Source organism: Bordetella sp., assembly GCF_057362025.1.
Genome location: NZ_JBMQQZ010000091.1, coordinates 24222 through 49859, shown reverse-complemented (window position 1 = coordinate 49859; position 25638 = coordinate 24222). Strand labels below are relative to the sequence as shown.

Sequence of the window (25638 nt, the reverse complement as noted above, 5' to 3'; positions counted from 1 at the left end):
CTTTTACTTCTTGTGGACGTGGGACAACCGCGGGTTAATGGCACGATTGCCTGTGGCTACCTTTCGCGCTCTCCTTTTGTGGCGGAGGGTTCGGCCTGCCGGTTGCCGACGCCGCGTTCGGAGTCTTCCTTGCGGGGAAAGCCGAAGTCGCGTGTTTCATACTTGCCCTGGTCATAGTCGCCCTTATAGCCGCCCTGGTCGCCCTTCTGGAAACCGCGGTCCTGCGCCGCTTTGTCCCACTCCTGCTGTTTGTCCAACTCGTGCGACACGCGTGCCGGCCCTTCCCTGTTCTTGTCCTGGGAATTATCGGGCGAACTGTCCTGGCCGCTCGCTGCCTTATCGTGTTCGTCGCTACGTCCGGCTTTCATTACGGTCTCCTTAACATCATGAAATGGGAAAGCGTCTACCGAACGGACTATCCATGCCCTCGTGGCCTTTAACCAGTTCGGACAGAATCTGCCGCCCTCCTCTGAGGCGCTCCATACTGCGGCCACCGGCGTCGTGCAGCAGTTGCGTACCCTTGGCCTCCTGCCCGGTCCCTGTCACGACAGCCACGAAGGCCGCCTGCGGCGGCAAGGCGCCGTCCGATTCGCCGCGACGCTCCAGATGCGTTACCACGGCCGCGGCCAGCGAGCCGGCCAGCGCGCCAACGGCCGCGATCAGGACACTATATGGATCCGGCACGGCCATCACGGTTGTCGTCGCAACGCCGACCGCCGCACCCGCCGCGCCCAGCGCCGCGGTTCTCGCGATGGCGGCACGCACGCGCCGGCCGGACCAGCGTTCGCCCGGTTCGCCGGCACGAAAAACGCATACGGCGTCTTCGCGAAAACCCTCGCCGACCAGCGCGTGAGCCGCGCTGGCGGCGTCCGGCAGGGTGTCAAATCGCGCGACCACAATCATAGGCATGGCGGCATCTCACGGCCGATGCATCGGGCCGCCGCATCAGCGCCGGTCGTTGCTGGACGACAGGCACGCACCCAGCAGCAGGCCGAGCACCGCGGCGATACCGATCGATTTCCAGGCGTTCTCGTGAACATACTCGTCCGTGGCGTCCGCGACATAGCGATAGCGCTCCGCAGCCGTGCTCTCCCACGAGCCGGCCATGCTGCGCGCGTTTTCCAGCTGAATCTTCAGGCGCTGGCGCGCCCGCTCGATTTCTTCGCCGGTATACGACGCCGTGGAACGAAGCAGTTCTTCGGTACCGGCCATCAGCTCCCGCAGGCTGGTCGCCACCTTTTCCTTGCCGGCCAGAAGTTCTGCGCTATGGGAATTCGAGTTCATGTTCTCTCCTTGGAAAAAACCCTTGCAGGTGACAAAGGGGACGGCGTACCGTATGGCCCATTGTCGAGCTTGACGATGGCGGACGCCCTTTTCTTTCGCAACGATGGGTAAAGCGCTATTTCAGCCCGGCAAACCGGCCAAATTCCTATAAACCTCCGCCGGGAACGGCGATTGCTCCCTCGAACCGTTTGGCCGCCGCCACCTTTGCACAAGGATTTCGCATGCGCGTACCCTCGTATACGTCTTCCGCCGTCGACACCATCCCAACGGTGGCGCCAGCGGCACCCGCCCCCGAACCGCGGTTTCACCAGCGGCACGTCGAAACCACCGATACGGTAAAAAAAGAGCTGCTGGACGGCCTGACAAAAGAGCAGGCTCACATCAGCCCCAAGTTCCTCTACGATGAATTGGGATCCAGCCTGTTCACCGCTATTACACTTCTGGATGAGTACTATCCCACGCGGTGCGAGAACGAGATATTCGCGAAGCATTCGGCCGACATCGTCACCCATGCGGGCCCGGTGCGTACCTTGATCGATCTGGGCGCCGGCGATTGCGCCAAAGCGGAACGCCTGCTGGCCCATCTGCGGCCAGCTCAATATGTTCCCATCGACATCTCCGTCGACTACCTGAAAGCCGCGGTCAAGCGGATCGCGGATCATTATCCGGACCTGGAGATCTCCGCGCTGGGCATGGATTTCTTCAACGATCTCAGCCTGCCCGCCGAAGTACACGGGGAGCGGCGCGCTTTCTTCTATCCTGGGTCGAGCATCGGCAACCTTCCCCCGGAACAGGCGGCAGACCTGCTGGCGAACATACGCCGGCAATGCGCCGATGGAGCGTTGATCATCGGAGTCGATCTGGTCAAAGCTTGCGAGATACTGGAACCGGCCTACGATGACGCGGTGGGCGTGACGGCCGCGTTCAATCTGAACATGCTGCGCCATGTCAACAAAATCCTCGGCTCTGACTTCAATCTGGCGCAATGGCAGCATCTGGCCTCCTTCAACGAAGCGCGCTCGCGCATGGAAATGCATCTGCGCGCGCGTGTCGCGACCAAGGTACGGTGGCCGGGAGGCGAAAGAAGCTTCAAGGAAGGCGAGAGAATCCATACGGAGGACTCCTACAAGTACCGTCCGCATGCCTTCAAGGCCATGTTGTCGCGCGCCGGATTCGGCCAGATCCGATACTGGACGGACGAGCGCGAATGGTTCGCGGTGTTCTGTGCGCGAGCGTAAGAACCCCAAGCCCTATGCAAGACGCAGATAAAGACCATGGATAGTCATCACACGTCGAGCCGTCCCCTCATGCCGGACGCGCCACTGGCCCCCTTGCTGGCCCACTACGAAACCGTACGCGAGACCAGCCTGGTGCTGGCCGCCCCGCTTAGCGCGGAAGACTGCCAGGCGCAGTCCATGCCGGACGCCAGTCCGGTGAAATGGCATCTGGCACATACGACGTGGTTCTTCGAGACCTTCCTGCTGCAACCACGGCTTGCGGACTATGCCGTTTTCCACCCCCGTTATGGCTTCCTGTTCAATTCCTACTACAACGCCATCGGCGAAAGGCATCCGCGCCCACAGCGCGGCCTGCTGACGAGGCCGCCTTTACAGGACATCCTTGCGTACCGCGCACATGTCGACGCAGCGATGGCGCGTCTTATCCCCGCCATCTGCGGCGACAGCGCTGCCGAGGCACTGGTGCGCCTGGGTCTGCATCATGAGCAGCAGCATCAGGAACTGATCCTTACGGACGTCAAGCATTTGCTGTCGTGCAACGCCCTTCGTCCGGCCTATGCCAACACGCCGCGCCCTCGCGCGGTGGTCGCGGCATCGCCGCAGGAATGGCTGGACCATCCCGGCGGCATCGTTTCGGTAGGCCACGACGACGACGACTTCTGCTTCGATAACGAAACCCCTGCCCACCAGGTATTGCTGCGGCCTTTCCGGCTGGCGCGGCGCCCCGTGACCCAGGGCGAGTACCGGGCTTTCATAGACGATGGCGGCTACCGGCGTCCGGAGCTCTGGCTTTCATTAGGCTGGGACGCCGTGCGGACCCATGGATGGGAAGCGCCGCTATATTGGGAAAACACCGACGGCACGTGGCACGCATTCACATTGCACGGCATGGAAACGATCGATCCGAATGCCCCGGTCACGCACATCAGTTACTTTGAAGCCGATGCCTATGCGCGGTGGGCGGGCGCCCGTTTGCCCAAAGAATCCGAATGGGAGCAGATGGCGCGCGACATGCGTCCCGATTCGCATGCAAATCTCCTGGAATCCGGCGCCTTGCATCCTCGTGTGGCCGCCGGAAGCAACGCTCGGACCCCGTTGCAGATGTACGGCGATGTCTGGGAATGGACGGCCAGTCCCTACGAGCCCTACCCCGGCTTCGCAGCGGCGGCCGGCGCCGTCGGCGAATACAACGGCAAGTTCATGTGCAGCCAATACGTGCTGCGTGGCGGCTCCTGCGCGACACCCCGCACGCATATCCGGGCGACGTACCGCAATTTCTTTCCGCCCGACGCGCGGTGGCAGTTTTCCGGCCTCCGGCTGGCTTGCGATGCCTGAGCTCGGTCCGCTTGGCGCTTAGGGCCGGTGCGAACCAGCCCTGGCGACGCGCGCTTCCCGGGCGCCGCGCCATTCGACCGAAAGCCGGGCGCCCCGACCCAGAATGGAGACAAGGGCGGCGCCCTGGGCGGAGGCTTCAGGAGGTACCGTTTCGATTTGGCAAAATGCGACGCAGCGTGCTAGAATTTTGGTCTTTCCTGGGACGCGATGCATCCGGTGTGTCACACGACAATCGATGATGAACCCGAACCTGGATATGGCGCATTAGCTCAGCCGGTTAGAGCGACGGAATCATAATCCGCAGGTCCCCTGTTCGAATCAGGGATGCGCCACCAAAGAATTCGAAGGCCTCCACGCAAGTGGGGGCTTTTTCATTCGGAGCGTCGCTGCCCAATCGGCCGACCATGGACCATGTCCGACGACGCCAGTCACGCTACCCAGGCCGGCGGATTCGGACTGCCTAGAAGGCAAGCAAAGGCACCTTCTCCTTCGTCGTGCGGGCAGACGTTGCACGATAGTGCCCAGCGGGGCCCTATCTCGCCATCCTTGTATCAAAATCGTACAATGATGTCATTATGAATCCGGCGATGCCCCGGCGACCACCAGGAGAGCAACGTGAACACCTCTGCGATGCAAACGATGATGTATGACGCCAACCGGAAAAACGTGGGCGTTGCCTATCTGTTGTGGCTGTTCCTGGGGAGCCTCGGCGGGCACAGGTTCTACGCCGGCAAGACGGGTAGCGCCATCGCGATGCTGGCGCTGACGGTCCTCGGCATTATCCTTAGCATTATCGGCGTGGGCTTTGTGCTTCTGATAGCGGTCGGTATCTGGACCCTGGTGGATGCATTCCTTATCCCCGGCTGGATCCGCAACAAGAACATGCTCCTGGCGGCCACGCTATCCAACGGGAATGTTCCGCTTCAGTGAATCCACGACGCGACCGTCGTGACCTGACCGTGAACGCAAGCGGTGAATGGCACCCCGGAAGCAGGACCTTGATCCAAGCCCCGGGGTGTTTTTCTTTTCAAGCACGCGCCGCAGCTATGCCTCAGTGCTTCAATTCCTCGGGCACCTTGCCGCCGTTTTCAGCCAGCTTGACCATCACCTGCTTGTGCAACCAGATGTTCATGGAGGCGGAGTCCTCCATGTCGCCGCTGTAACCCAATTCGGAAGCCAGGCTTTTACGCGCGGCGAGGCTGCTGTCCAGCCCCAGCAGCTTCATCAGATCGACGATCGATGTATCCCAATTGAGCTTCTGCGGATTCCCGCTTTGCATCTCTACGAGCACGGCGCGGACATCGACTTCGGGCATGGCGGTCGACGGCGTGGCAGCTGAAGCTGCGGACGTGGTGGCCGCTTCGCCGGTCGGAGCAGGCTGGGACGAGGACGCCTCGGTATTGGCGGGATGGCTGCTTGGAAAGATCCTGGCCAGTATGGATTTGAAGATGCTCATGATGTCTCCCATTGAGGCTCGGCATTGCGCTACGCGCGGATGACGCGTTCACGACTTTTAACCCGGAACCGAGTCTGGCCGATGCCTCACTGACCGCGGCCCTTCAAACAGGGCAAACCGGACGTTGCCCCGCCGGGTTGGCGGCGGGCGCCATTTGGAGCAGACATGAGCATCGATATTTACTTATCCCCGCCAACGGAGGCGCCCGTACGCAGGATGGCGTACGCTTGTCCGCCACGGCGGCGCCCCTGGCTTGTACGCGCGCTTGTCGGTGCGGCCCTGTCCGCGCTGGCCTGCGCACCGGCGCGCGCGCACGAGCTGGCGAGCTACCCTTCCCTCGTCGCGGCCTTGATGGCGGGCGAATCGGTCACCGTTCTGCTCGATCTGGCGCACTGCGCCAAGGACGGCAGCGGCATCGCGGGGCCCAGGATGCAGGGTGGTTCGCGCATCACCCGCTTCCTGATCCCAGGCGGACAATACGTCGCCTTTGCCGATACCCATCATACCCTGGCCGCAGAGGATCGGCCTGTTGTCGAATACATACGCTATCGCGCCATGGCCGACGGCAAGGTCATCGTCCGCTTCGCCAGGCAAGCTGGGCCGGGCGGCGCAGCGACGCCCAGCGGCCAATACGAATGCCGCTTCACGCGCGGCATCCGATTCGTCGCCGATCGCGCGCCGCCACGCTGAGCGACGCGGCGCTCGCCGCCGTCCGGATGGATGCGCGCCAGCGTCGGTGCCGTGCAACAAAAAGCCCCACCGAAGTGGGGCTTTTTGCACCGTATTCATGCCAGAGGCATTACGCCGGCGTGATCTTCGTTGCTTGCGGGCCCTTGGGACCGTTGGCGACGACAAACGTCACACGCTGGTTTTCTTCCAGGGAGCGGAAGCCGCTGCCTTGGATTTCGGAGAAGTGCGCGAACAGGTCCTTACCGCCCGACTCGGGGGTGATAAAGCCATAACCTTTTTCAGAGTTGAACCACTTGACGACGCCGGTTTCCATACCGATTTTCCTTGCATTTACAATGGGCCTAAAGCCCGGGACACGAGAATATTCAAGCTAGGGCCAAGAACAATAACGGAGACCGGAAAGAACCCTGAACTGTACAAAGATCGCGCTGCTTGAATTCTCCACGACACTATGAACGTGACGTTCATTTAAGTCAAAAACATTTTCTACCCTAGGCAGCGCCAGTTGAAACGAATTGCTACATCGTCGCGCATAACTCCCGCAGTGCCTTACGCCGCGTTGCACATGAACATTGTGAAGGCGGGAACGATTCGGACTGGCTGGGCATTCGTGTTCCAATGCCACAACGAATATCCCATATATTCGTCATCAGGGGCCAGGACCACACGGCACCCAAGCGAAAGAAGGTAACCATGAGCATTATCAGCGCCCGCACCGCCGACCTGACATCCGGAATTGCCTTGCGAACCACCCTGGATGGCGAGTTCATACGCAGCTATGTCGTCGTGAGCCCCCCTGATCTGGACGCGATTGCCGATATCGTACCGGCCGCCGAGGTCGAAGCCGGGGGACAAATTCACGCCACCGCCGTCAGCGACCCGATCTCGGCCGCCGAGCAAATCGGCGATGTGCTGGACAATATCAATCCGGGAGACATCGCCGTTTTCCTGTGCGCCAGCCCGGCCGCGTACGAAACGGCCCTGCAGCTTTTGGGCTACGATCCGGCGCGCCACGATACTGAATTGCATTAAGTTCAATACAAACTGGCGGGGCTCACGCGGGTACCTGATAAACCCTCACGCCCGCGCGCGGAGTATTTTCCGGCGCCGCATATTGCGGACGCGCGCCTCCCTGTACAGGGGCCAGCCTGAACCCGAGATCCATGCCCCACCGATCGGTTTCGCGTACCCACTGGGTATGGCAGCATGAGCAGCGGAAACGGTCCTCGCGGTGATTTTCGCGGCGCTTTTCGGTAGGCCGCACGAAGCCTTCGTGCACAAGGTTCTGGTGGGCCTGCAGACCGGGCCTGGCAAGGGCAATGCTCTGGCAGGGAAGGCACATCATGGCGCTCATATTTTTCTCCAGGTTCAACATTCAAGCGATAAAGAAAACGAAAATCGAAATCGGCCTTTCCGGTGCGCGCATCGCGACAAGGGTTTACCCCCGGGCGGGATAAGGCTCCGGTTCCAGCTCTTCCAGGGCTGCGCGGCCATCCAGGATGGTTTCGCTGACGGAAGGAAAGCCCACCGGAGAGACGATGCACTGGATGCGCGGCTCGCCGTGCCGGCGATCCTCGACCAGGATCTTCCAGCTATAACGGCCACGGCCATCGGGGTCGACGGTCAAGGTGGCGCCCCATGCGTTGAAGGTCTTTGCGAAAACTTCCATTGCGTATCGCCTCGCGGACTGTTGCACCTGCTGTCGCAAGCGCCGTGCCCGGACCGGGACGCCCCCCTTCCCGCCCAGGAGGATCCCCCACGCGCCTGGCCTGCCAGCCAATAAAGGGACGCAACTGCGGGGGTACCAGCCTGGAATCCCCCGGACACAAAGGCATTAGCAAATGCTACGACTGGATCGGACACCTACCCGAATAAAAAAGGCCGGCAGTTGCCTGCCGGCCTTCGTGCCGCGGGATGACTTTATTACAACGATCGCGCCAATTGCGCTGCCAGACCGATATAGGATCGCGGCGTCATTTGCAGAAGACGCGTCTTGGCATCCTCGGGCAGGCCCAGTCCCTGGATGAATTCGCGCAGCGCGATTTCGGTGATCCCCTTGCCGCGCGTCAGCGCCTTGAGCTGCTCGTAGGGTTGCGGCAGTCCATAGCGCCGCATGACCGTCTGGACCGGCTCTGCCAGGACTTCCCAGCAGGCGTCGATGTCGGCGTCGATGGCGGCCGTGTTCACTTCGAGCTTGTCCAGGCCGCGCAGGCAGGCATCCCAGGCAACCATGCAATAGCCGAACGCCACACCCAGATTGCGCAGGACGGTGGAATCGGTCAAGTCTCGTTGCCAGCGAGATATCGGCAACTTATCGGCAAGATGACGCAACATGGCATTGGCCAGGCCGACGTTGCCCTCCGAATTCTCGAAATCGATCGGGTTGACCTTATGCGGCATGGTGGAGGAACCGACCTCGCCTTCTTTCAGTCGCTGTTTGAAATATCCCAGAGACACATAGCCCCAGACGTCCCGGTCCAGGTCCAGGATGATGATGTTGGCACGCGCCACGGCATCGAACAGGGCCGCCATCCAGTCGTGCGGTTCGATTTGGATGGTATGGCGGTTTTGGGTCAGTCCCAGTCCACGCAGCACCCGCTCGCTGAAGGCGGGCCAGTCCAGCTCCGGATAGGCGGAAAGGTGCGCGTTGTAGTTGCCCGTGGCGCCGTTGAGCTTGGCCAGGGGCTGCACAGCGCGGATCGCATCCAGGGCACGGCCCAGGCGTGCCGCCACATTCGCGAATTCCTTGCCCAGGGTGGTGGGACTGGCTGGCTGCCCATGGGTGCGCGACAGCATGGGCTGGTCGGAGTGGGCGGCCGCCATCGCGGCAAGTTTGCCGTGCAGCTTCTGCAGCGTCGGGATCAGCACACCGTTGCAGGCGCGCGACAACATAAGCGCATGCGAGGTGTTGTTGATATCTTCCGAGGTGCAGGCGAAATGTATGAATTCCGCCGCGCGGGAGAGTTCGACGTGATCGCCCACTTTTTCCTTCAGCCAGTACTCCACGGCCTTGACGTCGTGGTTCGTGACGCGCTCGATCTCTTTGATGCGGGCGGCATCCGCTTCGCTGAAGTCTTCGACGATCGCCTTCAGGCGCGCCCGCGCATCGTCGGAGAAGCGCGGCAGCTCGGGCAGCCCCGCGTCGGCCAGGGCGGAAAGCCAGGCGACTTCCACTTCGACGCGATGCGCCATGAAGCCGGCTTCGGACAACAGCCCGCGCAGGGCCTCGCCACGGGAGGCATATCGCCCATCAAGAGGAGAAAGCGCGTTGAGCGGACTGAGGGCGGGGGCGATATGCATGAGCAGGGAAATAGACCGAAACGAGTATTGAAAACCGCGAAAAAACGCCAGGATTTTATCATCCGCCGCTCTTCGTCCGCCGGCGCGCGCCATCGGCTGCGCCAACCGCCGTCCGGCGTGGCATCATCCTGCTATACTGCCGCCCGCTTTCCGACTATGACCGTGCATCCATGAAACTGATAGGCTCCCTTACTAGCCCGTACGTACGTAAGGTACGGATCGTCATGGCGGAAAAAAAGCTGGATTACCGCTTTGAACTCGAAAACGTGTGGTCTCCGGATACCCGGATCCAGCAATACAACCCCCTGGGCAAGGTGCCCTGCCTGGTCATGGAAGACGGCGGCGCGCTGTTCGATTCGCGCGTTATCGTCGAGTATCTCGATACGCTCTCCCCGGTTGCCAGGCTGATCCCCCAATCCGGCCGCGAGCGCGCTGCCGTCAAGTGCTGGGAAGCCATCGCCGATGGCGTCCTGGATGCCGCGGTGGGGATCGTCAAGGAAAGGCAACGCCCCGCCGAACTACGCAACGATGAATGGATCGCCCGCCAATACGGCAAGATCCACGCCAGCCTGGACGCGATGAACAAGAGCCTGGGCGAACATGCCCATTGCATGGGCATCAATCACAGCCTGGCGGACGTGGCGGTGGGTTGCGCGCTCGGCTACCTCGTCCTGCGCTTCCCGGACCTGGATTGGCGCGCGGGGCACCCGAATCTGGCGCGCCTGTTCGAAAAGCTGTCGACGCGCCAGTCCTTTATCGATACCGCCCCGCCGGCAAATGCCTGAACGGGGCGCGCCGTCTCAGGAAAAAGCACGCCAGGCCTTGTAGGCCATGAAGATCGCCAGCGCGAAGAGCAGGTAGGCGAAAATACGCTTGACTGTCGCGACCGGCAGCTTGTGCGCGGCGCGGGCGCCCATCGGCGCGGTCAGTACGCTGGTGCACACCAGCGCCAGCAGCGCCGGCCAGTAGATATAGCCCAGCATCCCAGGCGTACTTCCCGCTTCCCGCAGGCCGGAAATCACATAGCCGGTGCTGTTCGCCAGCGCGATGGGGAAGCCCAGCGCGGCGGATGTCGCGACCGCGTTGCGCAGCGGAACATTGCACCAGATCATGAAAGGCACGGATAGAAACCCGCCGCCCGCGCCCACCAGGCCGGATATGAAGCCGATGCCGGTGCCGGCGGCCGTTGTGCCGATCACGCCGGGCATTTGGCGCGAAGGCTTGGGTTTGGTATTGCGCAACATCGAATAGCCGGAGTACAGCACGAAGGCGGCGAAGAATGCGGACAGCCAGCCCGTGTGCAGCGCGGCGAACACCGCCCCGCCCGCCAGCAGCCCCCCGACGATCAGACCCGGCGCCATCGCCAAGGCAATCCGCCAGAGCACCGCGCCGGCGGCGTGGTGGGCACGTACGCTGGATAGCGACGTGAACAGGATGGAAGTCATCGACGTGGCGATCGCGGCATGGACGATGAGATCGTCGTTCATGCCTTGCCAGGAGAAAATCATGGTCAGGAAAGGCACCAGCACCATGCCGCCGCCGATGCCAAGCAAACCCGCCGCGAAACCCGCGCCCGCACCCAGCAGCAACAGGCAGATCAAGATAGGAATATCCACGCCCCACTCCCTTTGTTATGGTCATTGGGACGCGATGATACCTCCCCCCAGGCAAATCTCGCCGTCGTAGAGCACGGCCGACTGGCCCGGCGTCACCGCCCACTGCGGCTGATCGAAGTCCAGCGTGAAGGTATCTCCGCCGCCATCGCGCATGACACAGCCGGCATCGGACTGCCGATAGCGTGTTTTGGCCGCATAAGAGCCGGGGGCGGGAGGATGCCCGGCGATCCAACTGGCATCCTGGGCGCCGAGAGAGTCTGACAGGAGCCAGGGATGATCGTGGCCCTGCACGACATACAGCGTGTTGGCCGGCAGATCCTTGCGGGCGGCGTACCAGGCTTCGGCGGTGCCGTCGTCGCGCTGCCTGCCCTTGATGCCGCCGATCCCGATACCCTTACGCTGCCCCAGGGTATAGAACGAAAGCCCGGTATGAGTGCCGACACGCTGCCCTTCCGAAGTCAGGATGGGGCCGGGCGCGGTAGGCAGATAGCGGTTCAGGAACTCGCGGAAAGGCCGTTCGCCGATAAAGCAGATGCCGGTGGAGTCCTTCTTCGCAGCATTGTGCAGGCCGATATCGTGAGCGATACGGCGCACCTGGGTCTTGGGGATTTCCCCCAGCGGAAACATGGTGCGCGACAACTGCTGCTGGTTCAGGCGGTGCAGGAAGTAGCTCTGGTCCTTGGTCGCGTCCAGCGCCTTCAGCAGTTCGTAGCGGGTGCCGCCAGCGGCAGAGACCGCGCGCACGCGGGCGTAGTGGCCGGTCGCGATGAGATCCGCGCCCAGGGACATGGCATGGTCAAGGAAAGCCTTGAACTTGATTTCGGCATTGCACAGTACATCCGGATTGGGCGTGCGGCCGGCCGAGTATTCGCGCAAGAACTCGGCGAAAACGCGATCCTTGTACTCGGCCGCGAAGTTCACGGCCTCGATGTCCACGCCGACCAGATCGGCGACGCTGGCGGCATCCAGCCAATCCTGCCGGGTCGAACAATATTCGGAATCGTCATCGTCCTCCCAGTTTTTCATGAACAGGCCGATGACTTCGTAGCCCTGCTGTTTGAGCAGCCACGCGGTAACGGATGAGTCGACGCCGCCGGACATGCCGACGACGACACGGCCTTTGATGGGAGCAATGGAAGACATGGAAAGCCGAAAGATAAGCGGCGCGCAAGGGCAACGAGGATCCCTGCGCCGCCGGATAAGGGCCGCGGGCGGGCTGCCGCCCGTCCCGGAAGAGCCGGACGGGTATTTTACCCGGTGCTTTTACCGAAGCCACGGCGCGACAACTCGTGTATAAGTGTCACCGGCCGGACATCCGACAAGGAGAACGTATGCGTATCGGTATACCGCGAGAGACCCTGGAGGGGGAAACGCGAGTAGCGGCAACACCGGAGACCGTCAAGAAATACGTGGCGGGCGGGAATACCGTCATCGTGGAACGCGGCGCCGGCAGCGCCGCGCGCTACACGGATGAAGCCTACGAAGCAGCGGGCGCCATGCTCGGCTCGGCGACGGATTCGCTGGGCGCGGATCTGGTGCTGAGCGTGCGGATGCCCGGTACGGCCGGCCTGGCGGCGCTCAGGCGCGGCGCCGTCCTGGCCGGCATGCTGGATCCGTTCGATACCGAAGGCATCGCGCGGCTGGCGGCGACCGGAGTCACCGGCTTTGCGCTGGAAGCCGCGCCGCGCATCACGCGTGCGCAAAGCCTGGACGTGCTCTCGTCCCAGGCGAACCTGGCGGGTTACAAGGCGGTGCTGCTGGCGGCTCACTACTATGGGCGGCTGTTCCCCATGATGATGACGGCCGCGGGCACCCTGAAAGCCGCACGCGCGGTCGTATTGGGCGCGGGCGTGGCCGGCCTGCAGGCGATCGCAACCGCCCGCAGGCTGGGCGCCGTGGTAGAGGCATCCGATGTACGGCCGGCTGCGAAAGAACAGGTCGAGTCGCTGGGGGCGAAGTTCATCGACGTACCCTTCGAAACAGACGAAGAACGCGAAATCGCGCAGGGCATAGGCGGCTATGCCCGGCCCATGCCACCCGCGTGGATGGCGCGCCAGGCGGAACTGGTCTCGGAACGTTGCAAGCAGGCCGACATCATCATCACCACGGCGCTGATACCGGGCCGCCCTGCTCCCACGCTGGTCTCGGCCGAGACGGTGCAAGCGATGAAGCCGGGGTCGGTGGTGGTGGACCTGGCCGTGGAGCGCGGCGGCAACTGCCCCTTGTCCGAGAAGGGACAGGTGGTGGAAAAGCATGGCGTGACGCTGGTCGGCCTGACAAACCTGCCGGCCCTCGTACCCACGGACGCTTCGGCGCTCTACGCGCGCAACCTGGCGGACTTCCTGAAGCTTATCGTGGACAAGGACGGCGCGCTGGCCATCCAGCGCGAGGATGAAATCGTCGCAGCCTGCCTGGTCTGCGAATCCGGCAACGCGGTTCGGAGGTCCTGAATGGAAGCCCTCAGCCCTACCCTGATCAACCTGATCATTTTCGTCCTGGCGATCTACGTCGGTTACCACGTCGTATGGAACGTCACGCCGGCACTGCACACGCCGCTGATGGCGGTGACCAACGCCATCAGCGCCATCATCATCGTTGGCGCGATGCTGGCCGCGGCGCTCACCGAGGGTGGCCTGGCACGCGGCATGGGCGTGCTGGCCGTGGCGCTGGCGGCGGTGAACGTCTTCGGCGGCTTCCTGGTTACCCGGCGGATGCTCGAGATGTTCAAGAAAAAAGAACGCAAGCCCGCCAAGGAGGACGCACGATGATTTCGCTGAACGTCGTCACCCTGCTCTACTTGCTGGCATCGATCTGCTTCATCCAGGCCCTGAAGGGACTCTCGCATCCGACCACGTCGCGCGTCGGCAATGCCTTCGGCATGGCAGGCATGGCGATCGCCGTCCTCACCACGGGCGCGCTGATCGTGGCCCTGGCTGGGCCGGGTATCGCCGGGCTGGGATTGGGGTGGGTATTGCTGGGTCTGCTGATCGGCGGTACCGCCGGAACCATCATGGCCAGGCGCGTCGAGATGACCAAAATGCCAGAACTGGTCGCCTTCATGCACAGCATGATAGGCCTGGCCGCGGTGGCGATCGCCGTCGCCGTGGTGGCCGAACCGCATGCCTTCGGCATCGCCCCGATGGGTACCGCGCTGCCGATGGGCAACCGGGTGGAGATCTTCATCGGCACCTTCGTCGGCGCCATCACCTTTTCCGGTTCCGTCATCGCATTCGGCAAGCTTTCCGGCAAGTACCGGTTCCGCCTGTTCCAGGGCGCTCCGGTGGTGTTTCCGGGCCAGCATATCTTCAATCTCCTGCTGGCGCTGATCATGCTGGGATGCGGCGTGGCCTTCGTGCTGACGGAAGGCTGGACGCCGTTCATCGCCATGGCCGTGATCGCCTTCGTGCTGGGCGTGCTGATCATCATTCCCATCGGCGGCGCCGACATGCCGGTCGTGGTCTCCATGTTGAACAGCTATTCGGGGTGGGCCGCGGCCGGCATCGGTTTTTCGCTGAACAATCCGATGCTGATCATCGCGGGATCGCTGGTCGGGTCTTCCGGTGCCATCCTGTCGTACATCATGTGCAAGGCGATGAACCGCTCGTTCTTCAATGTCTTGCTGGGCGGCTTCGGCAATGGCGGCGGCAGCGCCGGCGCGGGCGCGACGGCAGAGCAGCGCAACGTGAAGTCGGGCAGCCCCGACGACGTGGCCTTCCTCATGACCAATGCCGAAACGGTGATCATCGTTCCGGGTTATGGACTCGCCGTCGCGCGGGCACAGCATGCACTGAAGGAGCTGGCGACCAAACTGACGGCAAAAGGGGTATCGGTACGGTATGCCATCCACCCGGTGGCCGGCCGCATGCCGGGCCACATGAACGTCCTGCTGGCGGAGGCCGAAGTGCCCTACGACCAGGTCTTCGAGATGGACGACATCAATGGCGAATTCGGTCAGACCGATGTGGTCCTGGTGCTCGGCGCGAACGACGTGGTGAATCCCGCCGCCAAGAACGACCCGCAATCGCCGATCGCCGGCATGCCGATCCTGGAAGCCTACAAGGCCCGCACCGTGATCGTAAACAAGCGGTCGATGGCGGCCGGCTATGCCGGCCTGGACAACGAATTGTTCTACATGGACCGCACGATGATGGTCTTCGGGGACGCGAAGAAAGTCATCGAGGATATGGTCAAGGCCGTGGACTAGCGCCCCTGTGGATGGAGGCGCTCGTCCAGCGCCTCTATCCAGTGCCGCACCGGCGTGGACGTGCCGCTCTGCAGGTGCGTAATGCAGCCGATATTCGCCGACAGGATCACATCCGGCGCCGTCGGTGCAATCGCTGCCAGCTTGCGGTCGCGCAGGGTGCCTGCCATATCGGGGTTCATGACAGAGTAGGCGCCGGCCGAACCGCAGCACAGATGCCGGTCGGCGAAAGGCTGCAACTCGAAACCCAGGTCGGCCAGCAAGGTGTCGGCCAGGGGCCGCAGCCCCTGCCAATGCTGCAGCGTGCATGGCGGGTGGAACGCCGCGCGTACCGGCGCAGGCAAGCGCTCGCGAAGCTGGCCGGCGTGCGGCGCGACGATCTCCGATACATCCCGGACCATCGATACGATGCGCGCCGCGCGGTCCGCGTAGCCGGCCTCGCCACGCAGGTGATAAGCGTATTCCTTGACGATGGCGCCGCAGCCGGAGGCGTTCATCACGATGGCTTCCACCTTGCCGCTTTCCACCAGCGGCCACCATGCATCGACGTTGGCGCGCATCTGCGCCAGGGAAGCCGGTACATCATCCAGATGCAGATTGATGGCGCCGCAGCATCCGCTTCCCGCCACCACCGTCGTGCCTATGCCCAGGGCGTCGAGGACCCGTATCGTCGCGGCGTCGATGGTAGGCATCATGGACGGTTGCACACAGCCCGACAGCATAATCACCTGACGCGCATGCGCGCGCCCGTCCGGAAGCCTGCCCGTGGGGCGCGGCTGCGGCACCTTGGCACGCACCGCGGCCGGTAGCAGCGGCCGCAGCGCCTGGCCCAGTCGCATCGCGGGCGCGAACCAGCGCGACGTCAGGCCCTTGCGCAGCAGCGCGCGCTTCAGGCGCTGGCCCCAGGGTCGGCTGACACGGCTTTCCACCAATCCTCGGCCGATGTCGATGAGATGTCCATATTCGACGCCGGACGGACACGTCGTCTCGCAATTGCGGCAGGTCAGGCAACGGTCCAGATGCGCCTGCGTGGAGCGCGTGGGCTCGGCGCCTTCGAGGATCTGCTTGATCAGATAGATGCGGCCGCGCGGGCCATCGAGCTCATCGCCCAGCACCTGATACGTCGGACACGTCGCCGTGCAAAAGCCACAGTGGACGCAGCGGCGCAGGATGGCGTCCGCTTCGCGGCCGTAATCCGTGTTGCGCGCCCATGATGCGATTTGGGTTTGCATGATGACCCTATAGCTCCAATGCCAACCTGCCGGGATTGAACAGCCCGGAAGGATCGAGTTCCTGCTTCAGCCGGCGTGTGAGCGTGGCGACGCCTGGCGCCAAAGGGTGGAAAACACCATCTTCGGGGACGTCCTCGCGCCGTGCGGCGCGGAACAGGGTTGCGTGCCCACCCCTGCCCTGCGCGGCGGCGCGCACGGATGCGGCCTCGTACCGGCCGCTGAGCCAACGCTGGCCGCCGCCCCATTCGATAAGCGTTGCGCCCAGGCCCATCGGCGCCGTCGCCGGCGGCACCGCGATGCGCCACAATGGCCGCGTGCGATCGAAGAATTCATGCGTTTGCTCGCGCAGCGACAGCCAGAAGGCGTCGGCCCGTTCGGGATCCACCGCGTCGCCGCCGATACGCACGCGTGCCGCGTCGATGGCGGGCGGCGCGCCGGACAGGCGCACCCATATCGTGCCGCCATCGCCCTGCGCGTCAGACACCCAGCACGCTGCCGAAACCGGCATCGGCAGCCGACGCCATGTGGCGAATGCAGCAAGCGCCTCGCGTTCGGTGCCCTGCAGGCTGAGCGTCGCTTCATCGGCCGGCCGCGGCAGGACTTTCAACGAGACCTCCAGCAAGACGCCGAAGATGCCCAGCGAACCGGCCAACAGGCGCGATACGTCGTAGCCGGCCACGTTTTTCATGACCTCTCCGCCGAAATTCAATGCACGACCATGGGCGTCCAACAGGCGCGCGCCCAGCACGAAATCCCGCACGCTACCGGCGGCCATTCGGCGCGGTCCCGCGAGGCCCGATGCCACGCAGCCGCCCACTGTGGCGGACGCCTCATAGTGCGGCGGCTCGAATGCCAGCATCTGGCCATGTCCGGCCAGCTCGGCTTCCAGCTCGCGCAACGGCGTGCCGGCGCGAGCCGTCACTACAAGTTCGGAAGGCTGGTAGTTGACGATACCCCGGTACGGCGTTACATCGAGCAGGCAGTGGCCGTCCTCCAGCCGCAGCGGTCGATGGTTGCCGTAGAAGGCCTTGCTGCCCCCGCCGCGGATGAACAAAGGCTTGTGCGCGGCGCGCGCAGTCATGACCTGGTCGCACAATTCCGACAGGACAAAATCCATGACAACCAACCCTATATCAGAAACGGGATAGATCCGGGAATCGGAGCTCGCCGCCGTGCACGTGCATCTTGCCGTACTCGGCACAGCGCGCCAGGGTTGGAATGACCTTCTGCGGATTGAGCAGGCACTGTGGATCGAAAGCCCGCTTCACGGCGAGGAATGTATCGAGCTCCTCGCGCGAGAACTGTACGCACATCTGATTAATTTTCTCCATACCCACACCGTGCTCTCCCGTCACGGTGCCTCCCACCTGTACGCACAGCTCGAGTATCGCCACGCCGAATTTATCGGCGCGCTCTGTCTCGTCCGGCTTGTTGGAATCGAAAAGAATGAGCGGATGCAGATTGCCGTCACCTGCATGGAACACATTCGCGCAACGCAGGCCGAACTCGTCTTCCATCTGCTCGATGGCACCGAGCACGCGCGCCAGATGGCGCCGCGGAATCGTGCCATCCATGCAGTAATAATCGGGAGACACGCGCCCCGCCGCGGGGAAGGCATTCTTGCGCCCGGCCCAGAAACGCAGGCGCTCCGGCTCGGACGTGGACACCTGCAGACGGGTCGCTCCGGCGTCCTGCAAGACAGCCTCCATGCGAGCGACTTCATGCGCGACTTCCTCGGACGTACCGTCGGATTCGCATAGCAGAATGGCTTGCGCGTCCATGTCGTAGCCGGCTTGCACGAAAGGCTCGACCATGTGCACCGCCTGCCTGTCCATCATTTCCAGGCCAGCCGGAATAATGCCTGCGCCGATGATGTGCGTGACGGCATTACCCGCGGCTTCCACGCTGGGGAAACTGGCCAGCACCACCTGTGCGCAAACCGGCTTGGGCATCAGCTTGACCGAGATCTCGGTCACGATCCCCAGCATGCCCTCGGACCCGATGAATACCGCGAGCAGATCCAGGCCGGGTGAATCGGGGGCTTCGCTGCCGAGCTCGACGATATCACCGTCGATCGTCACCACCCGGACGCGCAGGATGTTATGCACTGTCAGGCCGTACTTCATGCAGCGCACGCCGCCTGAATTTTCAGCCACGTTGCCACCGATGGAACAGGCAATCTGGCTGGAGGGATCGGGCGCGTAATACAGTCCATACGCGGCAGCGGCCTCCGAGATCGCCAGATTGCGCACCCCGGGTTCCACCACGGCCAGCGCGTTGTCCGCGTCGATGCGCTTGATGCGATTCAGTTTCGACAGCCCCAGCAGCACGCCCTGGCTGTGCGGCATCGCGCCGCCGGACAAGCCGGTCCCGGCGCCGCGCGGCACGATCGGCGCGCTAAGCCGCTTGCATACGCGCATCACCTGTTGCACCTGCGCTTCGGTTTCGGGCAGGCAAACCACCGCGGGCAAGGCGCGGTACAAGGACAGCCCGTCGCATTCGTAGGGCCGGGTGTCTTCCTCTCGGTACAACACGCAATGGGACGGCAGTACCGCCTGAAGCGCCGCGACCAATTCGGGCACCGCCGGCGGCGCTACCTGCGCATCCGTAAGATCGGTCTCTACCAGAGTATTCATGGTTCAAAGATAGCGCGGGCAGGCAAATCGCACAGTCAGGGATTTACCCCAACGCGGCGAGTGCCTGCGCGGCAGACTACCAGCTGATGATTTTTCCGGGATTGAGAATGTTGTTCGGGTCGAAGGCGTGCTTGAGACTACGCATTAAATCCAGCGCCGCCTGCCCGTGTTCCTCGAGAAGAAAGTCCATTTTGTGCAGTCCGACCCCATGTTCGCCCGTGCACGTGCCGTCGGCCGCAATGGCGCGCCGGACCAGCGCGTGATTGATGCGCTCCGATGCCTCCCACTCCCGCGGGCTGTCCGGATCCAGCAACATCAACACATGGAAGTTGCCATCGCCGACATGCCCCACAATGGTGGTTGGAAATGGCGCATCGGCCAGGTCGCGAGCGGTATCCCGCACACAATCGGCCAGGGCCGATATAGGCACGCAGACATCCGTGGTGCTGGCCCGGCAGCCAGGCCGCAATTGCAAGCCGGCGAAATAAGCATTGTGGCGCGCAGCCCACAACCGGCTGCGGTCCTCGGGGCGATGCGCCCATTCGAAATCCATGCCGCCATGTTCGTGGACGATCGCCTGCACGGATGCGGACTGCTCCTGGACGCCCACCGCGCTGCCGTGAAATTCAAAAAGCAGCAGTGGCGTTTCGCGCAGATCCAGTTTGCTGAACCGGTTCACGGAGCGCACCGCATCTTCGTCCATGAATTCGACACGCGCGACCGGTATGCCCGCCTGCATGATTTCGATGACGCTGTCGACGGCGTCGCTCAGCGTGGGGAAATTGCACACGGCAGCGGACACTGCTTCCGGCTGAGGATACAGCTTGACGGTAACTTCCGTGATGATGCCCAGCGTACCTTCGCTGCCCACGAAAATACGCGTCAGGTCATAGCCGGCCGACGATTTCGGCGCGCGGCGCGCGGTGCGCAGCACACGGCCGTCGGCGGTGACGACCGTCAAGGAAACGACGTTTTCCCGCATGGTCCCATAGCGCACCGCATTGGTGCCGGATGCGCGCGTGGCCGCCATGCCGCCCAGGCTGGCATCGGCGCCGGGATCGACCGGGAAAAATAAGCCCGTGTCGCGCAAGTGCTCGTTAAGCTGCTTGCGCGTCACGCCGGCCTGTACGGTGGCGGTAAAGTCTTGCGCATGGACCTCCAGGACCGCATTCATGCCCGAGAGGTCGAGCGTGATGCCGCCCTGGATGGGAAGCAGATGGCCTTCCAGCGAAGAGCCGGCGCCATAAGCGACCAGGGGAACGCGATGGTCATTGCATATTCGCGCGACCGCGGCAACCTCGTCGGTGCTCTCGGCGAAAATCACCGCGTCCGGCAGCACATCCGGGTAGGGAGACTCGTCATGGCCATGATGCTCGCGCACGGCCCGCGCGGTGGATAGCCTATCGCCGACCACCAAGCGCAGGGCTTCCAGGCAGGACGCGGGCAGCGGACGGCGCAGCTGCGAAGGATCGGTCAGGTCATTCATGTTGTTTTATCCGAGCCGGAATCATCCAGGCATTCTACGCCGGCCCTCCGCGCTGTCGCCCAAGGACGTTGTGGCCCCATTATTTTCCGCTCGCGGCCCCGCGCCGGCGTTCCCTGACGGCATCCGCCAGCCCTTCCAGCACTTCGACGGATGCATCCCAATCGATACAACCGTCAGTGATGCTCTGCCCATAGGTCAGCGGTTTGCCCGGAACCAGGTCCTGCCGTCCGCCCAGCAGATGGCTTTCCACCATCAAGCCGACGATTCGGGCGTCGCCCGCCGCGATCTGGCGGCCTATATCCTGGGCGACCAAGGGTTGGTTCTGCGGGTTCTTGCTGCTATTGGCATGGCTGGTGTCGATCATCAGCCGCTGCGCGAGTCCCGCCTTGGCCAGGTCCTGGCTGGCAGCTTCCACGCTGGCGGCGTCGTAGTTGGGCGCCTTGCCGCCCCGCAGGATCACATGGCAGTCCTCATTACCCGCCGTCGAAACGATGGCGGAATGGCCGCCCTTTGTCACCGACAGGAAGTGATGCGGCTGCGATGCGGCCTTGATCGCGTCGACGGCGATTTTCACGTTCCCGTCGGTACCATTTTTGAAGCCCACCGGACACGACAGGCCGGAAGCAAGTTCGCGATGGACCTGGCTTTCGGTGGTGCGCGCACCGATCGCGCCCCAGGACACCAGGTCGGCGATATATTGCGGCGTGATCATGTCGAGGAATTCACATCCGGCCGGCAAGCCCAGGGTATTGATTTCAAGCAGCAGTTCGCGCCCGACGCGTATGCCTTTGTTGATATTGAAGCTGCCGTCAAGATCCGGATCGTTGATCAACCCTTTCCAACCCACCGTCGTGCGCGGCTTCTCGAAGTAGACCCGCATGACGATTTCCAGGTCCGCCTTCAGGCGGTCGCGTACCGGTTTGAGCTTGCGGGCGTATTCCAGCGCGGCCTTCGTGTCGTGGATGGAGCACGGCCCTATCACTACCGCGAGCCGGTCGTCCATGCCATGCAATATCCGATGCAGGGCCTGGCGCGCCGAATAAACGGTGTCCGACACCGATTGACTGCAGGGAAACTCGCGCATGACGTGCGCCGGAGGCGTCAGTTCCTTGATCTCTCGGATACGCAAGTCATCGGTATTGTGTGACACGGTGGTGCTCCTTCCTGGGTACGTTTGCCAGGCTGACGGACACAAAAAAGCCGCCAGATCGCTGGCGGCTTTTTTGGGGGGATTTCGCGGACTTCAGTTGGCGCGCAACCCTTCCTCCGCCAGCGGCATCGGAAAGCCATAAAAATAAAAATAAAATCGGGCGGCCTGGCCGCGGTTGCTTGCGCGCGTCATATTGGACTCTGATCTACCGGATGCCAGAGAGCACCCGGCCAGACGTATTGCCCGGTCGTATTGCCGACTGGGGCACCCAGTGCGACATCACGCCGAATTACATCTCGCGAAATCCTAGCACAAAAATGACCAGGGGTCATGGTGGGACGTTTCGGGCCACTACGAGGCAACCGCGTTATATCCGACGGGACCGGCCTTCAGGCCGTGCCGCCCACCGTCAGTCCGTCCATGCGCAAAGTCGGCATCCCGACGCCGACAGGCACGCTTTGCCCTTCCTTGCCGCACGTCCCGACGCCGGAGTCGAGCCGCATATCGTTGCCGATGAGGCTTACGCGGGTCATCGCGTCCGGGCCATTGCCGATCAGCGTGGCGCCTTTCACGGGGTATGTGACCTTGCCGTTTTCGATCATATAGGCTTCGGACGCGGAAAATACGAATTTGCCGCTGGTGATATCCACCTGCCCGCCGCCGAAATTCACGGCGTAGAGGCCGCGCTTGACCGACGCGAGGATTTCCTCGGGAGGCGTGTCGCCCCCCAACATATAGGTATTCGTCATGCGCGGCATGGGCAGATGCGCGAACGATTCGCGCCGCCCATTGCCGGTAGCGGCCGTTTTCATCAGACGCGCGTTCATCGTGTCCTGCATATAGCCGCGCAATATGCCGTCCTCGATAAGAACATTGCGCTGGGTCGCGTTGCCTTCGTCGTCCACATTCAAGGAGCCGCGACGATCCGGCAAGGTGCCGTCATCGATGACGGTAACCCCCTTGGACGCCACGCGTTCGCCGATACGACCGGCGAAAACGCTGGAGCCCTTGCGATTGAAGTCGCCTTCCAGCCCGTGTCCCACAGCCTCGTGCAGCAGGATGCCCGGCCAACCGGAGCCGAGCACGACCGTCATCTCCCCGGCGGGCGCCGGCCTTGCATCGAGATTCACCAGCGCTTCGTGTACGGCATGCTCGACATAACCACGCAGGATCTCGTCGGTGAAATAAGCGAGCCCGGAACGACCGCCGCCTCCCGCATGCCCCATTTCCCGCCTGCCGTGGCGCTCGACGATCACTGTCAGCGACAGCCGCACCAGGGGGCGCACGTCGGCGGCCAGCCGCCCGTCGCTGCCCGCGACCAGGATGACGTCGTATTCCGCGCCCAGGCCGGCCATGACCTGGATAACGTGCGGGTCTCGTGCGCGGGCCATGCGCTCGATACGTTCGAGCAGGCCGACTTTGTCCGGCGCGCTCAGCGTGAGCAGTGGGTCGATGGCGGGGTACAGGCCGCGTACCTGGTCCGGGCCGCCCTGCGCACGCACTTTTGCCTTGCCGGCGCCTTGACGGGCGATGCCGCGCACCGCGCGGGCCGAAGACAGCAGCGCATCGGGCGAAAGGGTATCCGAGTACGCAAATGCGGTTTTCTCGCCGCTGATCGCCCGCACGCCGACGCCCTGGCCGATCGAGAAGCTGCCGGTCTTGACGATGCCCTCTTCCAGGCTCCAACCCTCGCTACGCGTGTACTGGAAATAAAGATCGGCGTAATCCACCTTGTGCGTGAATATCTCGCCCAGCGCGCGCGCCATGTCCGCCTCGCTCAATCCCCAGGGATCGAGCAGCAGGGATTTGGCCGTGGCCAGGGCTTGAATGTCGGGATCTATTAGTTTCATATCGGCAACTCGGTGGAATTCACATGACGCGGTGGTGCAGTGCGGGCAAGGCGGTTCGCACTTCGGACAGCCGCGCGGGGTCTATGTTACCCGCTACGACGCCCGCCCCCTCCGGCAGCACGTCGATGATATCCCCCCATGGATCGATCAACATGGAATGCCCCCAGGTACGGCGGCCATTGGGATGTGAGCCGCCCTGCGCCGGTGCCAGCACATAGCATTGGTTCTCGACGGCTCGCGCGCGCAGCAGCATTTCCCAATGAGCCTTGCCGGTCGTGTAGGTGAATGCCGCCGGAACCAGAATCAGGTCCACCTGTCCCAGCGCCCGATATAACTCCGGGAACCGGAGGTCGTAGCATACCGAGAGGCCCACGCGCGCGAATGGGGTATCGATGGTACGCACTTCGTTCCCCGGGCGAATGGCGATCGACTCGTCGTAGGATTCCGTGCCGCGCTTGAAGTTGAACAAGTGGATTTTGTCGTACCGCACCAAACGGTTGCCATCCGGACCATATACCAGGGAGGTGTTGAACACCCGGCTTGCGTCCGGGCTGGCAAGCGGTAAAGTACCTCCCACGACATATAGGCCGTGGCGGCACGCCTGATCCGCCAGAAACGCCTGAATGGGGCCGTCGCCCTCTGTTTCCCTAATGGCAAGCTTGTCGTGATCTTTTTGTCCCATGAAGCAGAAATATTCCGGCAAGGCTACCAATCGCGCCCCGGATTCGGCCGCTTTTGCGATTAACTGGGACGCAACATCCAGATTTTCCCTGACTATGGGCGTACTGACCATCTGGATAGCCGCCACGCGGGCGGGGGGAGAGGAAGCGATGGAAGGAGCGTTCATCGGAAACAAATAGATTCAAGAATTCCAGGGATAATTCCCAACTCGTTTTGTGCTATTGTCGACAAAATAACTATAATCAGGTCGGAAAATCAATTCCATAATAAGGATCGATATATCATGCCAAGAGAGACCTACTCCGCGCAGCAAGCCAGGATCGAAAAGGAGATCGATAAGCTCCGTAAAAAAGCGGAAGCGCTGCAAATGAAGCGCCGCAAGCCGGTGGTGGCCTCCATCACCCGGTCCATGCGTGAATACAATATCACTCCTGAAGAGATCGTCGCCGCGTTCGGCAAGCCCGCCGCGCGCCGGGGCCCGGGCCGCAAGATCGCTGGGGCGACCGCCGCGGCATCCGCCAAGCGTGCCGTGGCACCGAAATACCGCCACCCCGACACCGGCGAAACCTGGACTGGCCGGGGCAAGGCACCTCGCTGGCTTACCGCCGCCGAGGCCGCAGGCGCATCCCGCGAGACTTTTCTCATTCAATAATCGGGGCGGTCAACACCACCTCGATTCCGATCCCAAGGCAGGCCCCGTGCGATTTCGCGGGGCCTGATCTTTTTGAAGCTTCAGAGTACCGGAAGTGCCGGCCGCATCTGGCCACGGCCCTCCGGCCCGCTACCTGTCCATGGTATAGCGGACTTCCCGCTCCGAACCATTGTTCGCGGGAAAATTATCGAAAATGGCGCGAACCAGGTACGGCATGACTTTCAAAAGCCTGTCGTTATCGGACACGCTATATGCGGTAGCCCGGTAAACCTCCTTGCCACCCTGACTGGTATCGCGTATTTCCACGGTCAGCGCATTGCGGTAAGCAACTGTCGGCACATCGACCCAGTCCGGGCCCCAGAAGCCAGGACCCCACGGGCCGCCCCAATACCGTCCGCCATAAAAGCCCGGACCATACCCCCCGTAGAAATAGGGATCATAGGGCCGCCGCACGTTCACCTGCGTCTGGGTCACGCCATAACGGAACGCCACATCGAAGCGGGCCGGCTGGCCGGCCTGAGCTTCCACCAGGCCGGTCGCGCCTATCCCGCTGCGCACCATATCCTGAAAATTCTGATATTCCAGATTGTTATTCTGGCTGGGATCCGCGGGCACGAAGCGATACCGCTGCCCGGTCGCACCGGCGGGCCATTCCTGGAAGGAAGTCACGCGCGCCGATACGCTGGGCGCGGTGGCGCAGCCGACGAGCAAGCCGGCCATCAGCGCGAGGACCAAAGCCTGCGCGCAGCGCCAGGAACGTGACATGGTGACGCTATACATAAAGACTCCTGCAAAACGACGAGGCGTCGCTGCTCACGCAAGCATGATAAT

At 62.9% G+C, this 25638-nt stretch carries 28 protein-coding genes and 1 tRNA gene; 11 read left to right on the top strand and 18 right to left on the bottom strand.

Going from position 1 to position 25638, the window contains the following annotated elements:
• Nucleotides 1-56 precede the first annotated feature (56 nt).
• The 3 genes from ACO1P8_RS20020 to ACO1P8_RS20010 are packed head-to-tail and all read right to left on the bottom strand — an operon-like array spanning nt 57 to nt 1284.
• Nucleotides 57-368 carry a hypothetical protein gene (locus tag ACO1P8_RS20020; RefSeq protein ID WP_486297629.1) on the bottom strand — a complete coding sequence of 104 codons (312 nt, stop codon included), beginning with the start codon at nt 366-368 and terminating at the stop codon, nt 57-59.
• Between the two features lie 16 nt (nt 369-384).
• Nucleotides 385-909, bottom strand: a complete 525-nt coding sequence (locus ACO1P8_RS20015) for a hypothetical protein (protein WP_486297628.1) — start codon at nt 907-909, stop codon at nt 385-387.
• Between the two features lie 36 nt (nt 910-945).
• Nucleotides 946-1284, bottom strand: a complete 339-nt coding sequence (locus tag ACO1P8_RS20010) for an ElaB/YgaM/YqjD family protein (protein ID WP_486297627.1) — start codon at nt 1282-1284, stop codon at nt 946-948.
• A gap of 221 nt (nt 1285-1505) precedes the next feature.
• On the opposite strand from ACO1P8_RS20010, the gene egtD reads away from it, so the two are divergent.
• From egtD to ACO1P8_RS19990, 4 genes are all read left to right on the top strand, one after another.
• The gene (egtD, locus tag ACO1P8_RS20005; protein ID WP_486297626.1) at nt 1506-2522 is read left to right on the top strand and encodes an L-histidine N(alpha)-methyltransferase; all 1017 of its coding nucleotides are present in this window, start codon (nt 1506-1508) and stop codon (nt 2520-2522) included.
• A gap of 69 nt (nt 2523-2591) precedes the next feature.
• Nucleotides 2592-3857, top strand: coding sequence for an ergothioneine biosynthesis protein EgtB (gene egtB, locus ACO1P8_RS20000; protein WP_486297654.1), 1266 nt, complete (start codon nt 2592-2594; stop codon nt 3855-3857).
• 258 nt (nt 3858-4115) lie between these two features.
• Nucleotides 4116-4192, top strand: a tRNA-Met gene (locus tag ACO1P8_RS19995).
• A 280-nt stretch (nt 4193-4472) separates the two neighbouring features.
• Complete coding sequence (locus ACO1P8_RS19990) at nt 4473-4787, top strand: TM2 domain-containing protein (protein ID WP_486297625.1); 315 nt, start codon at nt 4473-4475, stop codon at nt 4785-4787.
• Nucleotides 4788-4908: 121 nt separating this feature from the next.
• Here ACO1P8_RS19990 and ACO1P8_RS19985 read toward each other — a convergent pair whose 3' ends face one another.
• A complete protein-coding gene (locus ACO1P8_RS19985) occupies nt 4909-5313 on the bottom strand; it encodes a DUF3597 domain-containing protein (protein ID WP_486297624.1) in 405 nt (134 codons plus the stop codon).
• Nucleotides 5314-5478: 165 nt separating this feature from the next.
• Between ACO1P8_RS19985 and ACO1P8_RS19980 the strand changes: the two genes are divergently transcribed.
• Entirely contained in the window at nt 5479-6003 is a 525-nt protein-coding gene (locus tag ACO1P8_RS19980; protein WP_486297623.1) for a VirK family protein, read from the top strand.
• Nucleotides 6004-6112: 109 nt separating this feature from the next.
• Here ACO1P8_RS19980 and ACO1P8_RS19975 read toward each other — a convergent pair whose 3' ends face one another.
• Complete coding sequence (locus tag ACO1P8_RS19975; protein WP_094842734.1) at nt 6113-6316, bottom strand: cold-shock protein; 204 nt, start codon at nt 6314-6316, stop codon at nt 6113-6115.
• Nucleotides 6317-6696: 380 nt separating this feature from the next.
• Between ACO1P8_RS19975 and ACO1P8_RS19970 the strand changes: the two genes are divergently transcribed.
• Nucleotides 6697-7035, top strand: a complete 339-nt coding sequence (locus tag ACO1P8_RS19970) for a hypothetical protein (RefSeq protein ID WP_486297622.1) — start codon at nt 6697-6699, stop codon at nt 7033-7035.
• Between the two features lie 22 nt (nt 7036-7057).
• Here ACO1P8_RS19970 and ACO1P8_RS19965 read toward each other — a convergent pair whose 3' ends face one another.
• The 3 genes from ACO1P8_RS19965 to purB form a co-directional block, all read right to left on the bottom strand.
• Nucleotides 7058-7357 carry a hypothetical protein gene (locus ACO1P8_RS19965; RefSeq protein WP_486297621.1) on the bottom strand — a complete coding sequence of 100 codons (300 nt, stop codon included), beginning with the start codon at nt 7355-7357 and terminating at the stop codon, nt 7058-7060.
• 84 nt (nt 7358-7441) lie between these two features.
• Nucleotides 7442-7672 (bottom strand): hypothetical protein, encoded by a 231-nt coding sequence (locus ACO1P8_RS19960; RefSeq protein ID WP_486297620.1) that lies wholly within the window; start codon nt 7670-7672, stop codon nt 7442-7444.
• A 254-nt stretch (nt 7673-7926) separates the two neighbouring features.
• Nucleotides 7927-9303: an adenylosuccinate lyase gene (gene purB, locus ACO1P8_RS19955; RefSeq protein ID WP_486297619.1), complete on the bottom strand. Its 1377-nt coding sequence runs from the start codon at nt 9301-9303 to the stop codon at nt 7927-7929.
• Between the two features lie 170 nt (nt 9304-9473).
• Here purB and ACO1P8_RS19950 point away from each other — a divergent pair, with 170 nt between their 5' ends.
• Complete coding sequence (locus ACO1P8_RS19950; protein ID WP_094842738.1) at nt 9474-10088, top strand: glutathione S-transferase; 615 nt, start codon at nt 9474-9476, stop codon at nt 10086-10088.
• Between the two features lie 15 nt (nt 10089-10103).
• Here ACO1P8_RS19950 and ACO1P8_RS19945 read toward each other — a convergent pair whose 3' ends face one another.
• Nucleotides 10104-10919 (bottom strand): sulfite exporter TauE/SafE family protein, encoded by an 816-nt coding sequence (locus ACO1P8_RS19945; RefSeq protein WP_486297618.1) that lies wholly within the window; start codon nt 10917-10919, stop codon nt 10104-10106.
• A 21-nt stretch (nt 10920-10940) separates the two neighbouring features.
• Entirely contained in the window at nt 10941-12062 is a 1122-nt protein-coding gene (gene mnmA, locus ACO1P8_RS19940) for a tRNA 2-thiouridine(34) synthase MnmA (RefSeq protein WP_486297617.1), read from the bottom strand.
• Nucleotides 12063-12250: 188 nt separating this feature from the next.
• On the opposite strand from mnmA, the gene ACO1P8_RS19935 reads away from it, so the two are divergent.
• Genes ACO1P8_RS19935 through ACO1P8_RS19925 form a run of 3 tightly spaced genes read left to right on the top strand, consistent with a single transcriptional unit; the run spans nt 12251 to nt 15123 of the window.
• Complete coding sequence (locus tag ACO1P8_RS19935; RefSeq protein ID WP_486297616.1) at nt 12251-13369, top strand: Re/Si-specific NAD(P)(+) transhydrogenase subunit alpha; 1119 nt, start codon at nt 12251-12253, stop codon at nt 13367-13369.
• A complete protein-coding gene (locus tag ACO1P8_RS19930; protein WP_094842742.1) occupies nt 13370-13687 on the top strand; it encodes an NAD(P) transhydrogenase subunit alpha part 2 in 318 nt (105 codons plus the stop codon).
• Nucleotides 13684-15123 carry an NAD(P)(+) transhydrogenase (Re/Si-specific) subunit beta gene (locus ACO1P8_RS19925; RefSeq protein ID WP_486297615.1) on the top strand — a complete coding sequence of 480 codons (1440 nt, stop codon included), beginning with the start codon at nt 13684-13686 and terminating at the stop codon, nt 15121-15123. The genes ACO1P8_RS19930 and ACO1P8_RS19925 overlap by 4 nt, the downstream gene beginning before the upstream one ends.
• On the opposite strand, the gene glcF is transcribed toward ACO1P8_RS19925, so the two are convergent.
• The 7 genes from glcF to ACO1P8_RS19890 all read right to left on the bottom strand — a co-directional run bounded on the left by glcF (nt 15120) and on the right by ACO1P8_RS19890 (nt 24321).
• Complete coding sequence (glcF, locus tag ACO1P8_RS19920; RefSeq protein ID WP_486297614.1) at nt 15120-16352, bottom strand: glycolate oxidase subunit GlcF; 1233 nt, start codon at nt 16350-16352, stop codon at nt 15120-15122. The genes ACO1P8_RS19925 and glcF overlap by 4 nt on opposite strands.
• A 7-nt stretch (nt 16353-16359) precedes the next feature.
• A complete protein-coding gene (gene glcE / locus ACO1P8_RS19915; protein ID WP_486297613.1) occupies nt 16360-17469 on the bottom strand; it encodes a glycolate oxidase subunit GlcE in 1110 nt (369 codons plus the stop codon).
• Nucleotides 17470-17485: 16 nt separating this feature from the next.
• A complete protein-coding gene (locus ACO1P8_RS19910) occupies nt 17486-18988 on the bottom strand; it encodes an FAD-linked oxidase C-terminal domain-containing protein (protein ID WP_486297612.1) in 1503 nt (500 codons plus the stop codon).
• Between the two features lie 76 nt (nt 18989-19064).
• Entirely contained in the window at nt 19065-20474 is a 1410-nt protein-coding gene (locus tag ACO1P8_RS19905) for an FAD-binding oxidoreductase (protein WP_486297611.1), read from the bottom strand.
• Nucleotides 20475-20553: 79 nt separating this feature from the next.
• Nucleotides 20554-21624 (bottom strand): 3-deoxy-7-phosphoheptulonate synthase AroG, encoded by a 1071-nt coding sequence (gene aroG, locus ACO1P8_RS19900; RefSeq protein WP_486297610.1) that lies wholly within the window; start codon nt 21622-21624, stop codon nt 20554-20556.
• A gap of 389 nt (nt 21625-22013) precedes the next feature.
• A complete protein-coding gene (gene tldD / locus ACO1P8_RS19895) occupies nt 22014-23474 on the bottom strand; it encodes a metalloprotease TldD (protein ID WP_486297609.1) in 1461 nt (486 codons plus the stop codon).
• Nucleotides 23475-23493: 19 nt separating this feature from the next.
• Nucleotides 23494-24321, bottom strand: a complete 828-nt coding sequence (locus tag ACO1P8_RS19890; RefSeq protein ID WP_486297608.1) for a carbon-nitrogen hydrolase family protein — start codon at nt 24319-24321, stop codon at nt 23494-23496.
• A 117-nt stretch (nt 24322-24438) separates the two neighbouring features.
• Between ACO1P8_RS19890 and ACO1P8_RS19885 the strand changes: the two genes are divergently transcribed.
• Nucleotides 24439-24807, top strand: a complete 369-nt coding sequence (locus ACO1P8_RS19885) for an H-NS histone family protein (RefSeq protein ID WP_486297607.1) — start codon at nt 24439-24441, stop codon at nt 24805-24807.
• A gap of 129 nt (nt 24808-24936) precedes the next feature.
• On the opposite strand, the gene ACO1P8_RS19880 is transcribed toward ACO1P8_RS19885, so the two are convergent.
• Complete coding sequence (locus ACO1P8_RS19880) at nt 24937-25587, bottom strand: DUF4136 domain-containing protein (RefSeq protein WP_486297606.1); 651 nt, start codon at nt 25585-25587, stop codon at nt 24937-24939.
• Between the last annotated feature and the right edge of the window lie 51 nt (nt 25588-25638).

Bases quoted from the DNA above. Each gene is read 5' to 3' on its own strand.
- ACO1P8_RS20020 (WP_486297629.1), bottom strand. From the start codon at position 368: ATGAAAGCCGGACGTAGCGACGAACACGATAAGGCAGCGAGCGGCCAG.
- ACO1P8_RS20015 (WP_486297628.1), bottom strand. From the start codon at position 909: ATGCCTATGATTGTGGTCGCGCGATTTGACACCCTGCCGGACGCCGCC.
- ACO1P8_RS20010 (WP_486297627.1), bottom strand. From the start codon at position 1,284: ATGAACTCGAATTCCCATAGCGCAGAACTTCTGGCCGGCAAGGAAAAG.
- egtD (WP_486297626.1), top strand. From the start codon at position 1,506: ATGCGCGTACCCTCGTATACGTCTTCCGCCGTCGACACCATCCCAACG.
- egtB (WP_486297654.1), top strand. From the start codon at position 2,592: ATGCCGGACGCGCCACTGGCCCCCTTGCTGGCCCACTACGAAACCGTA.
- ACO1P8_RS19985 (WP_486297624.1), bottom strand. From the start codon at position 5,313: ATGAGCATCTTCAAATCCATACTGGCCAGGATCTTTCCAAGCAGCCAT.
- ACO1P8_RS19980 (WP_486297623.1), top strand. From the start codon at position 5,479: ATGAGCATCGATATTTACTTATCCCCGCCAACGGAGGCGCCCGTACGC.
- ACO1P8_RS19975 (WP_094842734.1), bottom strand. From the start codon at position 6,316: ATGGAAACCGGCGTCGTCAAGTGGTTCAACTCTGAAAAAGGTTATGGC.
- ACO1P8_RS19970 (WP_486297622.1), top strand. From the start codon at position 6,697: ATGAGCATTATCAGCGCCCGCACCGCCGACCTGACATCCGGAATTGCC.
- ACO1P8_RS19965 (WP_486297621.1), bottom strand. From the start codon at position 7,357: ATGAGCGCCATGATGTGCCTTCCCTGCCAGAGCATTGCCCTTGCCAGG.
- ACO1P8_RS19960 (WP_486297620.1), bottom strand. From the start codon at position 7,672: ATGGAAGTTTTCGCAAAGACCTTCAACGCATGGGGCGCCACCTTGACC.
- purB (WP_486297619.1), bottom strand. From the start codon at position 9,303: ATGCATATCGCCCCCGCCCTCAGTCCGCTCAACGCGCTTTCTCCTCTT.
- ACO1P8_RS19950 (WP_094842738.1), top strand. From the start codon at position 9,474: ATGAAACTGATAGGCTCCCTTACTAGCCCGTACGTACGTAAGGTACGG.
- mnmA (WP_486297617.1), bottom strand. From the start codon at position 12,062: ATGTCTTCCATTGCTCCCATCAAAGGCCGTGTCGTCGTCGGCATGTCC.
- ACO1P8_RS19935 (WP_486297616.1), top strand. From the start codon at position 12,251: ATGCGTATCGGTATACCGCGAGAGACCCTGGAGGGGGAAACGCGAGTA.
- ACO1P8_RS19930 (WP_094842742.1), top strand. From the start codon at position 13,370: ATGGAAGCCCTCAGCCCTACCCTGATCAACCTGATCATTTTCGTCCTG.
- ACO1P8_RS19925 (WP_486297615.1), top strand. From the start codon at position 13,684: ATGATTTCGCTGAACGTCGTCACCCTGCTCTACTTGCTGGCATCGATC.
- glcF (WP_486297614.1), bottom strand. From the start codon at position 16,352: ATGCAAACCCAAATCGCATCATGGGCGCGCAACACGGATTACGGCCGC.
- glcE (WP_486297613.1), bottom strand. From the start codon at position 17,469: ATGGATTTTGTCCTGTCGGAATTGTGCGACCAGGTCATGACTGCGCGC.
- ACO1P8_RS19910 (WP_486297612.1), bottom strand. From the start codon at position 18,988: ATGAATACTCTGGTAGAGACCGATCTTACGGATGCGCAGGTAGCGCCG.
- ACO1P8_RS19905 (WP_486297611.1), bottom strand. From the start codon at position 20,474: ATGAATGACCTGACCGATCCTTCGCAGCTGCGCCGTCCGCTGCCCGCG.
- tldD (WP_486297609.1), bottom strand. From the start codon at position 23,474: ATGAAACTAATAGATCCCGACATTCAAGCCCTGGCCACGGCCAAATCC.
- ACO1P8_RS19890 (WP_486297608.1), bottom strand. From the start codon at position 24,321: ATGAACGCTCCTTCCATCGCTTCCTCTCCCCCCGCCCGCGTGGCGGCT.
- ACO1P8_RS19885 (WP_486297607.1), top strand. From the start codon at position 24,439: ATGCCAAGAGAGACCTACTCCGCGCAGCAAGCCAGGATCGAAAAGGAG.
- ACO1P8_RS19880 (WP_486297606.1), bottom strand. From the start codon at position 25,587: ATGTATAGCGTCACCATGTCACGTTCCTGGCGCTGCGCGCAGGCTTTG.